Here is a 13,511-nt window from a genome sequence, read left to right as displayed (position 1 = left end):
GATCCTTTCAGAGGACAACTCCTTCAACGTCCCTGCATACGAAAATTGACAATATGTTGATAACGTAATTTTTTTTCGTGTAGTACTTTCCATCAAAGCGCTGCACTTCTATTTTTGTGCTTGCATTTGCTTCATTGTCTCCCAGCGGCGCCGGTTGCTAGCGCAGTGAGGGTAAAATCTGCCCCAAGCTTCATTCATGTTTTCATCGCCTCTGACTCCCTTCGAACTCGATCTTATTCCTGACACATCAATTTCGTCGTATAGAGGGAGTTTGCTTTAACCTTTCACCCCGCCGACCGTGAGACCTGAGATAAAGTACCGCTGAAAGAAAAGAAACAGAATCAAGATGGGCACAATGGCAAGCACGGCTCCTGAGATCAGTTCCTCATAATGATTGCCCAGCGGGGATACGAAGGAAGCCAGCCCAATCGGCAGGGTAAATTGTTCCGTTGTCCGCAGCACAATGAGTGGCCAGAGAAAGTTATTCCAGCTGTTCATGGCCTGCAAGATAGCAATTGCGCCAAATGCCGGGGCCATCAGCGGCACCATGATACGGAAGAAGATGCCAAACTCGGTACAGCCGTCAATTCTGCCAGCATCCATAAAATCCTTGGGCAAACCCTGAGCGAATTGTCTGAAGAAAAAGATCGGCAAAGGGGCCACCACAAAAGGCAGAATGACACCCCACACTGTATTGATCAGCTTCAGTTTAATTGTCAATTCATACAGGGGCAGGATAATAATTTCCATCGGAATCATCATCACAACCAGCACGAGGGTGAAGATCAGATTCTGTCCTCTGAACCGGTACACGCCAAGTCCGTAACCGACCATGGACGAAAACAACAGGCTCAAAACCGTGAACAACGCGGTGATGACCAGACTGTTTTTGTACCACGTGAAATAATGGCCTGCCGCTCCCGATCCGGCAAAGATCGTCTTATAATTGTCCAGGCTCATTAAGGCCCAGTCCCAACGAACGTTGAGGCCGTACCGGAACAGTTCGGCAGCTGGCTTCAGTGAAGCAAGCATCAGTGCATACAATGGAAATAACATCAAGACAGCCAAAACTGCAAACAACACCAGTAACAGAACAGAAGCAGCACTAATTTTAGTTCTCTGTCCACTCAAGGTTCTAATCCTCCTTCCTGAACATGCCCAGCACGGTCAGCTGAAGCATGCTGATCAGGAGCGTGATCACCAGTAATGTGATGCCGATGGCTGCACCGAATCCGAGATTGAAATATTGGAATCCCTGCTGATAGATATAACCCACCATCGTCAGTCCGATATTTTGCGGAGAGGGTTTGCCTGCCCAGAGCATATAGCTCTCCGTGAACATCGCATACCCGCCATACAGCGTAATCGTAATCACATAGATGGTAATCGGCTTAAGCATGGGCACCGTAATACTCGTGAATTTCCTCATCACTCCAGCACCATCAATATCTGCGGCCTCATACAGATCCTTGGGAATGCTCTGGAGCGCAGAGAGAAAGTACAGCATGTTGATGCCCATCCAGCGCCAGCCTGCGAGCACGACCAGTGCAACCATTGCGAGTGACGAACTGTATAACCACTGCTGGCTTGGAATGCCAAAGACATTCAGGACGGAATTCAACAGTGCTCCGTCGAGTTCTCCGAAGATGAGCCGGAATACTACCCCCGCCACAACAACCGACGTCAGTGCAGGAATAAACAGGGCTGAGCGAAACAGGTTTCGCGCCATCATGCGACTGGAATTGAGCAATACGGCAAGCACCATGGGTACCGGAACCAACAGCAGCAGCGTCCAGAAGGTGTAACGTGTGCTATTCCACAGTGCAGCCCGAAAGTCGGCGTTCCAGAGTTTGCGGTAATGCTCCAGTCCCACAAACTGAACATCGCCAGGGAGAACCTGCTGAAAGCTCATCATTCCGGCCCGAAACAACGGATAAGCGAAAAAAATGAGAAATGACAAGATAAACGGCAACACAAACCAATATGGAGCCCATGTTCTGGAATTCACTCTGATGCTCCGGCGCCTGGTGGCGCGTACAGAAGCAGTTGTTTCCTTATGAAGCTGCACTGTGGACCAACCCCCTACCTGGAATAAGCCATATACTCTATATCAAAAACGATCCCAACAATACCGTTTACCGAGTCAATTCAGCCTGCACGTCATTCAGAACTTGTTCAGGATCCTTCAGATTAATGAAGATCTCTGGCATCGCTTTGTTACGCACCGCATCGAATACTTCAGGCGACTTCTCCCGAATGTGGACTGGAGAAATCTCATCCTTAACCCCCAGCAGGGTGTCAAAAATATCATCACCGAAATAATCCGTATATTTGTTCGACTCCTTCATGGCTGCATCTGTCCATACGTCTGTGCGGATCGGGTCGAATCCAAGCTGCTTCCAGATCTGAATGTTACCCTCTTTGGACAGTTTGGCATAAGCGAGAAATTGCTCGGCGAGATCAATCGATGCGGACTGGTTGGTAATGGACGTCGCTGTACCTCCCATGCCTGCGGAACGATTACCGCCCTCCTCCCAGGCCGGCATTGGGCGAATGATCATCTTGCCCTTGAGATCCGGAATATGATCGGTGAACCGGTTCATGAACCAGAACGGCATAAACACTGCTGCTGCACTCCCCTTATCCATATATCCGAAGTATTCTTCCGTGTCATGCCCTGCACCGGGCGCGACAGCAGCAACACCTTCTTTGACCATTTTCTGAAAGAACTTCATCGTTTCAATATTGATGGGGGCGTTCACCGTTACATTGCCATCGGCATCCACCTGATCCGACTTCTGCTGGCTAATGGCCGGCCACCAGGACCAGTTCCCGTTACCTTCAAACGTGATCATCGGTTTGCCTGTCTTCTCGAGCACCTGCTTCCCTGCCTGCTCGAAATCACTCCATGTTTTGATGTCATCTGCGTTAACGCCCGCTTGATCCAGAATGTCCCGGTTGTAATACATGACGGTGGCTCCTACATGATAATCGATACCGTAGTATTTACCTTCCTTGCTGTAGATCTCCACCCGGGATTGCACAATGTTATTCAGTTCGGGCTGAATCATGTCAGTCAGATCCACCAGCTGCGGTACACCTTTCATAAAATTGGGGAACTTGCTCTGCTCGATATCAACCAGATCAGGTGCGCCCACACCGGATTGCAAGGCAAGCAATAGCTTGGTATGCATATCGTCATATGGAATCGTGGTTGCTTCCAGTTCAATCTGTTGGTCAGGATGCTCCTGATTCCACTGCTCTGCCATGCTCTCATAAAACTTCTGATGGGCATCCACAAAAGTCCAGAAGACCAGTTTGGTCACTCCTCCGTTTCCTGCCTCTCCAGATATCCCGCCTGATGTTTCCTTTGTTGTACTGCAACCACTCAGAGCCATCACCACCACAAGAAGACATACCCCTAACCATACGTGCATTTTCTTCATGTTCAATCCCCTTCCCAAGGTTGTAATCTGAATCCGTTTAAGGATAGAAAACCGAAATTCGTAAGCGCTTTATTTTCTATGTTACTTGCTGTATCATAAAAAATAAATGCTTGATGCCAACATGAATTTTAAATATTTCAACCTGTTCGGAGGTGCCAGATTGGACTCGCCCATCCTTCATTTCATCACCCCACCCATTCCCTATTTTATTGATTGCGGACGTGCTTATTACGAAGCTGGTGAATATCACATCAGCCGCAGTGACATCGGTGTCTTTGATCTGATTGTCGTTACACGTGGTTCACTCGCCATTAGCGAAAACGGGACAGAATGGCTTCTGAAGCAAGGAGAAGCACTGATCCTTAAGCCGGACGGACACCACTACGGCAGCGCAGCCTGTAAGACGGAAACGGAAATGATCTGGATTCATTTTCAAACCTATGGCAGCTGGAGAGAGTCTGCCAACATGGACGAATGCCTCGCCAATCAGGCCGAACTAATCGAAGCACATAAGGTAAGCGCGTATCTGAACCACTGTGATGTCTGTTCCATCTTCATCCCCAAGCATATGCACATTACAACCAAAGACATGGAGCTGCTGGAGCATTTCTCTCAGCTTGATCAGGAGCCTCAGTCCATGCGCAACTGGAAACGACAGGCGACCTTCCAGCAATTTATGCAGCATCTGGACCTTGGGCTCTCCTCACTGTCCGACGTTACCGCCATCCGGATTGCCGAGAAAATTGAACTCTACATCCGCCACAATTACCCTCTACCGATCTCCAACCCATTGCTGCAAAAGGAACTCAACTACCATCCAAACTATCTCGCACGCAGCATGCTGAAAGTGTACGGTATGACACCCATGGAATATCTGCTGCATTACAGAATCGAACAGGCCAAAAAGCTGCTGCTGCAAACCGCCTGGTCCGTTGCTCGTATCGCCGAAGAGATCGGCTTTAATCATGTATCCTACTTCTCTTCCTGTTTCTCCAAAAAAGAGGGCATCTCCCCTTCCAACTTTCGCAGCAAGTTCACCAACACAGAAAATAAACCGACTCCTTCAGAACCGATACCCTGAAAAATAAAAAGCGTCCGTTCACCAGAGATCGCGTCATCCTACAACGCATCCCGGGCCTATCGGACGCTTTCCCTTTATGTCTACCCTTTTTGAAGAAGCTCTTTTCAACCCAAGCTTCACCCTTACCTTGCCCTGCTTCTGGTTCCTGTTCCGCAATCGTCACTGTGGCAACACCTTTTAGCTCGGTCCCTTCCACTGTTCCTAGAACGGTATAAGTGCCCGCTTCGTTCGCTCATCATCTTCTCTTCCGGTAGACATCCCCCTTATTTGCACTCCCGAATCCAAACGCTCATTTCTCCCTCATCCCGATTGGCCCAAGTGAAGTAGGGAATGAAACGAAGCTCGGCAGGCTGGACATCCCAGTGGACATCCCTGCGATACAGATGTGTTCCCCAGTCTTCATGGGATATCATTCGCTGCCCAATGGTTGTAAGTTCCGGAACTCCCAGAGGCATCCGCTCCCCGCTACCGATATGAAACCGGGCGTCCCGGGGCAGCTGAATGCGATGCAATCCGCGGCCATTGTCGACTTCTTCAAGACAGTACATAAACGGTCCCCGCTGTATGGCTACTTTTCCGAAAGTGGCTCTGATCTGATCGTGTCCTTTCATCCGCAGCAACTCCATTGGGAAGAGAAGCCTGATCTCATCACCGGCTTTCCACGTACGGGTCACCTTCATGTAACCGCATTCAAAAATAAGTCCACCCTGTTCTGTCTTCTCCCCATTAATCCACAGCTCGGGAATTTCGCACCAGTCCGGCTTTCTCAGAGCTATCGTAAACTCCATACCCTCCGAGGAATCGGGCCGAACGATCAGCTTCACTTCTCCGGTGGAGGTATAGTCAGACGCCATAGTTAGCGCTGTTCTTCTACCCTTAAGTGTGAATTCCCCTTCCCCGCCGATGTACAATTGCACATACAACGTAGCCTCTTCCACAGCTGGTGTATACACATATTGATCCAATGAGGCCAGTAATCGTGCAATGTTCGGCGGACAGCAGGCACAGCCAAACCACCCTTGTCGGCGTGTTCGCACGTGGGCATAATTAGGATTCACACGTTGAATCTCCGGATCGACTTCAAGCGGATTCACATAGAAGAAGCGTTGACCATCCAGGGACATTCCACTAATCACCGTATTGTACAGGGCTCGCTCCATAACGTCCGCGTACCGGCTATCCTGCTTCATCTGAAGCATGCGCTTCGCCCAAAAGATCAGGCCAATCGAGGCACAGGTCTCTGCGTAGGCGGTATCTCCCGGCAGATCATAATCGCCTGTAAATGCTTCTTCTTTTGCTGATGAACCAATGCTTCCCGTAATGTACATTCGCTTGCTTACGGTGTTGCTCCACAACCGTTCACAGGCTTCTTTCAGCGATGTATCCCCCGTCTCTGCAGCTACATCTGCCATAGCCGCACACATGTACACCAGTCGAACCGCATGGCCTTCCGCTGTCGACTGCTCCCTAATGGGAAGATGGGACTGGGAGTAGGTGTGCCTGTGAACCATGTCCAACCCATCAAAATGTACGGTACGGCCCCTTTGTTCCCATTCTTCTACAAAAAAATGCGGACTCGCTCCCCGCTGATCCAAAAAATATCGGCTCAGTTCGAGATATTTCTCTTCCTTTGTCGTCTCATACAGCTTGAAGAGTGCAAGTTCAATCTCCTGATGCCCATCATAACCAGGCAATTGTCCCGGCTCTGTACCAAACACGGTGCCTATATGATCTGCCAAGCGAACAACCACATCCAGCAGCGTACGCTTGCCCGTGGCATGATAATACGCCACACCAGCCTCAATCATATGTCCTGCACAATAGAGTTCATGGCATTCGGCGAGGTTCGTCCAGCGCGCCCCAGGTTCACGCAAGGTAAAGTATGTGTTCAAGTAACCATCGGCTTGCTGCGCCTGTGCTATGGTCTCAACAACGGAATCCACGAGGACTTCCAGTTCCGGATCGGGCTTCGCAGAGAGCAGATACGCAGCTGCTTCAATCCATTTCGCAACATCGCTGTCCTGAAATACCATGCCATAATGAACGCCCTCTTCCTCCCCTGCAGCGATGCGAAAATTCCGAATGGCCCGGCTTGGTTCAGCTCCTTCGATACGGTCATTGAGCGCTTCCCATTGATAGGGAACAACTACGTTGCGGACCAGTTCAATATAATGCGACCAGAATGGATCATTGATTTTATGGCTATACCTTGGCGTCTGTGGATGGTGCGGTACATCTGGTTTTGTCATGGGAACCTCTCCTTGTTCTATTTAATATCCTTATTTTACAAATCATTACATCAGGGTGAAATCATCATTTCCAACTGAAATTTACATGATTGCAACCTTTCACGACCGCCTTCCTTGCTACAATGTTCTTATTCAGGCTTGTCTCCTCAACAAGATACACGGCGGCAGCTTATAACCATGATAGGCAAAAGACTACCCGTACCATATACCGCTGGCGTAGTTCTGTATCCCGTTACAATTATTATTTTTAATGTGTGGAACAAACTGGTCAGTATAACAAATCCCTTTACTTATAATGTATAATATAAATAATGGCTGCCCCTCAACAAAAATGTTGGGCAACCATTATTTTTGTAACATTTAGATTTTAGAGTTGTCCAGATTCTACTTTTCTAGGTGTGTCAGCAATCGGTAAATGACCGTCACCGCTTGCGCGCGTGTGGTCTGGCCATTAGGGATAAAGCGGCCATCCGGCATGCCTGTAATTAAACCACCCTTGCGAACAGCCTCTACTGCTGCTGAGGATTCCGGAGAAAGATTATCCAAATCAACAAACTTCACAGAATCATCTTCCCCTTCGGTTGATAATGTCACATTTAAATTTTCTGCAAGCCGATAAATCATCACAGCCATTTCCTCACGGGTAATTGGTTCATTGGGACCAAAAGTGCCATTTGCTTTGCCTTTGACAATGCCCAGCTTATGCGCACTTGCGATTGGAGTGTTATACCATGTGCCTTCTTTGATATCGCTAAATGCAGGTGTTGCTGTTTCATCCAACAAATCGAATGAGTTCATCAACGTTTTGAGGAATTCTGCTCGGGTTACTAGAGATGCCGGATTGAAATCTCCAGCTCCCGTTCCCTCAACAGCTCCTCTTGCTGCTAGGGCTTCAATGCCTTCCACAGCCCAGTTCACATTGATTAAGTCCTTGAAGGCAACGTTTACGCCAAGTACTCCGAACATGCCGTTCTGCTGCATGTTAAACTCAAACATTTTAGTGGATGCATCATACTTACCACCGACTACAGCTTGGGCCACTCCGGCATCGTTCAGCGTAAATGCAACCACCTGATGCCCTTTTATCCCTGCCTTCAACTGATAAGGCATGGCTAGTCTAAGTCCTTTTCCATGTAGTTCTTTAGAAGAAATACTTTTCCCATCCGCATTCACCGTGATGTTGGTGACCATTTCAGCTTCAAGAAGTTTTCCAGCTTGTTTTGGCAACTGGCTTGGTTCCACGGCTTCAAAGACCACTCCTAGATTATTGATGTCCTTAATCGTAGTCAGGAATTGATGAGGTATCGTCAACACGGCTGATCCCATTTCAATTCTTACACTGGTTAAAGATTTCATAGTACTAAGCGTCTTCCACGGGAGCAAGGCTTCGACTTGTTGTGTTTCCAAGCCCTTTTGGATGATAATGGTTAACTTCCCGTCCTTCGTATCTTCCAGCGCTGCTTTAATATCGCTCTCTGTGAGCTGAACTTTGTCCTTACCATCTTTGTCGGTGGCAACTGCTTTTACATTGATTTTGCCTTGACTAATGGTAACTGGCGTAACTTCTTCCGGATCCGGAGGAGTAGGAGCTGGTGCTGGAACTGGTGTTGGAGCCGATGGCGATGGACTTGGAGTCGGTTTAGGTGTAGGCAACAGTTTTAATCCCGCAATGGCAGAATCCAGCGCGAGAACCGCAGCATCAATGTCAGCCTGTGAAGCGGACCCACTCGTCAACAATTGTTCGGCAGTCGAGATCTTTTCCGCTAAATTCTTCCAGCTTGCCACCGTGTAGCGTTCTTGCTTGAACGCTCTTGCTTCATTCAGCTTTGCTTGAAGCGCAGCTGTATTCACTGGCGGATTTTCTGTAACCATCAGGACCGTGTACGTCTTCGTTGTGATTTGATCAGAACCGGTTAACGTCACTTTGTATCCTGTCTTCAAATCAATGGCCGACGTCAACCCATCGGATTCGTAAACCGCAAATGTCACACTTGCGGGAACGTTTAAACCAGTTTTAAGTTCCTCCAGCGTTGTCGATTCAGGAACAACGATTTCCTTGGCCAACTGATCCACAGAACCGCCCGGAATGTTGATCCCGATAATAGTTACATTGTGTTCCTCTACGGGCTCTAGAGCTTCAAAAGCTTCGAGCAACGTTTTGTACGCTGAATCGATATCTCCTTCGGTCGAAGCGTCATTATTATACACGTCACTAGCTAACTGCAAAGCTGCTTGCAACGTTTGCCATTGTTCCGGTGTGCCAACATAGTTCTCTTCATTCACGGAAGGATCTGATGCAGCATCAATTGCCGCTTTCAGGCGGGACTTATCGTATTTGACATAAATACGAAGGCTTGCTCTTATGTCGGTTCCTTCCACACTGCCAAGCACAACAAAATCAGTTGCGATGGATAGCTTATTTTCGGGAATCTCATCCCATACTACATTAGCCAGCCCTTTCGTTTTGTCTTCATAGGTCACGGTCACTTGTGAAGGCAACTCCGGCATGACGTTGATGGTCGTATTAACTGATGTTGGCTCAATGGCTGTTATCGCACCATGGTCCGTTTGAGGTGGTTCTTCCCCTTCAGGTTTGGCCGATATAGCACGCCATTCTTTTAAACCGGTGTATACCGAACTGCTTTGGTTTTTCATCGTTAAACGTAATTTGTCGGTTGTGACTTCATTAAAGGTGACTTGGTTGAATTTACCCTTTTCCATTTCCTTCTCACTAAGTCCGCTAACCGCCACATACTCGCCCGTCTCCTGATCCCAATACTCAAAGTCGTAATCGGCAGGAACCTGTACGCCGCCTCCATCATCATAAAAGTACATTGAGCTGCCAGACAGGGTCACAGGCGTTTTCCATGTATACTCCACCCAATGACTCTGGTTAGGCGATCCCCAGTTTCCATACTGCGTTTCGATCTCTGGGTTGCCGATGCTTCCAGGGACTAAAGGAATATACCCGTCATTCACCGAGTTCAAAGATTCCCATGCCGATGTATAAGAAGCACTCGGCGTAGCCAACAGTGCAGCATTGCGGTAACGAAGACTCTCCTCAGCAAGGCGAACTCGATTCGTCATGGACTGCACTTCATCAAGCGAATAATCATCTCTAGCAAGCAGTTCCTTGGCTTCAGTCAATGCTGCTTGCAACGCCTGCCACGACTCCGGCGTGAAGTCATCCGCATTGCGGACAAGTTTGCCCTGTGGCGATACCCGGTCTGCAAACTTGGCAATGACATTAGACAATTCAGCTGTCGCTACGTATACCGTGATGGGCACTTCTACCTTCGTGATTGCATCCCCGTCACTGACGCTCAACTCGTAGACGTATTCGCCTACCGCGCCGAATGTCACATTCAATGTCGCCTGATCCATTGCCTCTGCCTGTACTGCACCAGCATCGCCTGATACTAGATTCCATGCATAAGTCAAACGCCCGCTTGGCAGACCATCATCTGTAATTACTGGCGCCAACTTCAATGGAGCTTCTTGCTCCACGTTCACCGGCAGGTCTAGTTGCACTTTTGGTGCAAGATTTTCCGAAGGCGTAACGTTCAGGTCGTTATTGTAGATTTGAATTTCCTTAATTCCTGTTGAATAGCCCGATGCATGCGTAAAATGGACTCGGATAGCCGCTGTGTTCACCGCACTGAATTCAACATTATTGTAATTTGCGGCCACATAATTCGGATAACGGAATTGCCCTTCTACAGGCTTCCATGTGGTGCCGTCCGCATCCAAGTATTCCAAACCAAACGTTTGTGGAGCTGCATAGCCGTTTGGCCGCCGGTCATTATAAAAGTACACTTTTACGTTATCCACCGTTTGGACTCCATCAAATTGAAACGTGACTGAATCAGATGGATTCGGCGAGCCGCCGAACAACGCAGTATTCGAGGTATGGTTAATGGATGCAATCGTAGACCCGTCTGCCAGTCTGTTCACATTGGAATTGCTATGGATATAGCTGGATTCAACCGTAGTACCAGCTGCCGTCGCCAGGTTTACGCCGTTATGCTCCACATCAACTCCAGCTTTATTGAACATGTCCACTGCTTTTTCATTGCCTGCCAGTGAAGTATCGTCTGCCGAAGCCAGATTAACAGCACTACCCATTTCATAAATAACGTTGGTGTTTGTGTTGTCTCCAACCGCCCCCGGCACGTCCCCGTCCGGTTTTTCTACCTTGCCTGTTGCTGTATCAAAGATGATATGCGACATTTCATCCGTAGTCATGACACGTTCGCCATTGATGAACAATGAGTATCCCACGGGGATATCCTTGTAATATGGATCGCTATCTCTATATTTGGCCGGGTCTTGCCACACAATGGACAGATTGGCATCATGGTAACGCACATTGTCCACGGCGAAATGGTCATATTTGATATCAAGTGGCCATAGCTCGATTTTATCGTCCGCTCTTGGTTGAAGGCCTGCCATATCTTCCATGACGGAATAATTCATCATGCCCAGCGTATCGTGGTGAATCCAGGCACGAACCATCTTGCCACTTGGGTTTGGCGGATTTTGTGGCGTCCAAGGTGTACCGAAGAAATAATCCTCCAGCCAGAAAAACTCATTGGAATCCAGGTGATCCGTAATGCCTGGTTCAACCGTGTGTAACCATGCACCCCAGTCAAATAATGTTTTGTAGGTGTCGCTGTTGATATTCTCCACCGGGTAATGACGCAAGGAAGCACGAATCGTGTTGATGTAATTTCCAAAGTTGCACCAAGCGAACTGGTCCGTTCCGAACGCGCTGGTCTCTCCATTCTGGAATGCTTCCACACGTTTCATGATACTGTGCTGATCTGCCGTAAAGAATGGGAAAATCGGGTAATAGTTCGGATCACCGTAATCGGATAACTGGGTCAAGTACTTGGATTCGTATCCTGCCTCCCCTTCTTTCGGCACTACACCGAAGTTAAACACAAACATATTGTTGTCACGCCATGGATTGAATACGTCTTGTTGGTTGATGACTTTTTTGTGCAAAAAGCTGCCTTCTCCGTTGGTATCGGCTTCGCCGTCACCGTCAAAATCTGCTTCGTCGTACCACATGTTGTTCAAAATGGCGTTCCGAATTCGCTGTGCCACCTCTTCCATTCGCTTTGCGTTTGCGTCATCCCCCAGTTGTTCGTACATTTGTTGGGTGGCTACTGCGTTTGCATATGCTGTAGAAGAACCGTCCAAACGCGCATAGTTTCCGTTTCCTTTCCAGTGCATGGACACGGTGTCTCCATCATTGCCGGTAATTGGCCCGTGATTGTAATAAACCAAATCAGGATTGGTTCCCCTGAAATGATTCAGTGTGCCCGTCACATCGTTTGCCGAGAAATCAGCGAATTTTTTCAACACCTTTTCTCCGCCACCATAAATCTTGTAAGCTTCCCAACCGACTTGCGAGGTATTTTGCATCATATCCCATGTCCAGATATTCGGTCTTCCCGGATTGTTTTTGTAGTTGGCGTTTTCAGAATATTCGCCTTGGGCTAGCCAAGTCCCATATGCATAAGATGGGTCTCGCAGCCACTTCAAATCCTGCAACACCCACGGAACACTTACTGTGATGCCGTTGTTATAACCCAGCACCCCTTCCATGTTCATCGGGAATTGCCAGTCGTTTCCGGGAATGTTCGCTTCCAGCAAGTTGAAGCGATTGGACCACCAACGATAATACAGAACCTTTTTCACATTTTCGTCTGGAATATCGATGTAGGGGATATTTTGTGCCCACCATTCGTTGTATTCCTTTACTTGATCATTGAAAGCCTTTTCATTATTGCTTGCTTTAAATTCAGCATACTGTGTTTTCGAGGCCGGGATTTCTTCCGCCAACCACCCCATGACCACTTTTTCATCCACCGAGGTACCTGCAGAGACCGTAATCTCTTTCACCAAATCATTGCCAACAGGGGTCATGCCATCCCCGCTGAGATGAACGTCAACATGGGACATCGCTTCCACATACTTTTCTCCGGCACGTCCAACCATGATTGGGGCAGCCACCCGTTTACCGATCAATTCATCTCCCTCGGCTTCGGTTACAAATGGCGATTTGACGGTCATGGTTAACGTAATTGGCGCATTACCGTTATTGGTTAACTTCAGTAAAGTAACAGCACTGTTAGAGGAGGTAATAAATTTACGCTGGCTGATGTCCAAACCGCCACTCATGTAGGTTTGGTCAGCATGGCTAGGGTAGTTTTTACGAGCAGCCTTGTCTTCCACTACGGCTCCCGTAGAAAGAGTTATGTTGTACATCGTATCCTTGTTGAGAGTATCCGCATAGTGTACCGTCCCAACAAAACCGAGCTGCCGGTTATCCTGCGTTTTCATGTACAGCGCGCTCCCCCGGCTGAAGAGCGTGTTGGCACTGCCATCATCATTGTTATCGTCTGGGATGACACCCTCGTTTACCAGCAACTTATCGAGCCATGGCAAGTCGGCATGATCTGCAGCGAACTGGTCAAAATCAAAATCTTCGATCGCTTTCATCATTTGACCGACAGTTTCCTGACTGAAATCCACGGGCTGGCTTACGATCTGATTGTTCTTCCATGTTGCATCGCCGTAGTCGGTACCTACGCCTTCATGCACAAAGTCTGTCGTGTAGTTCGCCGATGCAGGTATGATGCCTGTATTCAAGGTTACGACGGTGGCCAAAGCGGCCACCCACATTTTTGTTGCCCATTTCCTCTTCTTTGTCGCCATTGCTTCGTC

Annotated in this window: 6 protein-coding genes; 1 reads left to right on the top strand and 5 read right to left on the bottom strand. The window is 48.3% G+C overall.

What is annotated here, in order from left to right; all coding sequences use genetic code 11:
• Positions 1–276: 276 nt before the first annotated feature.
• The 3 genes from ACFTRD_RS13055 to ACFTRD_RS13045 form a co-directional block, all read right to left on the bottom strand.
• Positions 277–1,131 (bottom strand): carbohydrate ABC transporter permease, encoded by an 855-nt coding sequence (locus tag ACFTRD_RS13055; protein WP_379380420.1) that lies wholly within the window; start codon positions 1,129–1,131, stop codon positions 277–279.
• Between the two features lie 4 nt (positions 1,132–1,135).
• Positions 1,136–2,068, bottom strand: a complete 933-nt coding sequence (locus ACFTRD_RS13050) for a carbohydrate ABC transporter permease (protein ID WP_379380418.1) — start codon at positions 2,066–2,068, stop codon at positions 1,136–1,138.
• 67 nt (positions 2,069–2,135) lie between these two features.
• Complete coding sequence (locus ACFTRD_RS13045) at positions 2,136–3,446, bottom strand: ABC transporter substrate-binding protein (RefSeq protein ID WP_379380416.1); 1,311 nt, start codon at positions 3,444–3,446, stop codon at positions 2,136–2,138.
• A 160-nt stretch (positions 3,447–3,606) separates the two neighbouring features.
• Between ACFTRD_RS13045 and ACFTRD_RS13040 the strand changes: the two genes are divergently transcribed.
• Positions 3,607–4,527 (top strand): helix-turn-helix domain-containing protein, encoded by a 921-nt coding sequence (locus tag ACFTRD_RS13040; RefSeq protein WP_379380414.1) that lies wholly within the window; start codon positions 3,607–3,609, stop codon positions 4,525–4,527.
• A 263-nt stretch (positions 4,528–4,790) separates the two neighbouring features.
• Here the strand turns inward: ACFTRD_RS13040 and ACFTRD_RS13035 are convergent, their stop codons facing one another.
• A complete protein-coding gene (locus ACFTRD_RS13035) occupies positions 4,791–6,776 on the bottom strand; it encodes a glycoside hydrolase family 127 protein (RefSeq protein ID WP_379380412.1) in 1,986 nt (661 codons plus the stop codon).
• A 384-nt stretch (positions 6,777–7,160) separates the two neighbouring features.
• Complete coding sequence (locus ACFTRD_RS13030) at positions 7,161–13,502, bottom strand: S-layer homology domain-containing protein (RefSeq protein ID WP_379380410.1); 6,342 nt, start codon at positions 13,500–13,502, stop codon at positions 7,161–7,163.
• Positions 13,503–13,511: the final 9 nt, after the last annotated feature.

The organism is Paenibacillus sp. NPDC056933 (genome assembly GCF_042674385.1).
Taxonomy (GTDB): Bacteria; Bacillota; Bacilli; order Paenibacillales; family Paenibacillaceae; genus Paenibacillus.
Note: the sequence above shows the minus strand (reverse complement) of the source record. Positions and strands in the feature narration are given on the sequence as shown.

Bases quoted from the DNA above. Each gene is read 5' to 3' on its own strand.
- ACFTRD_RS13045 (WP_379380416.1), bottom strand. From the start codon at position 3,446: ATGAAGAAAATGCACGTATGGTTAGGGGTATGTCTTCTTGTGGTGGTG.
- ACFTRD_RS13035 (WP_379380412.1), bottom strand. From the start codon at position 6,776: ATGACAAAACCAGATGTACCGCACCATCCACAGACGCCAAGGTATAGC.
- ACFTRD_RS13030 (WP_379380410.1), bottom strand. From the start codon at position 13,502: ATGGCGACAAAGAAGAGGAAATGGGCAACAAAAATGTGGGTGGCCGCT.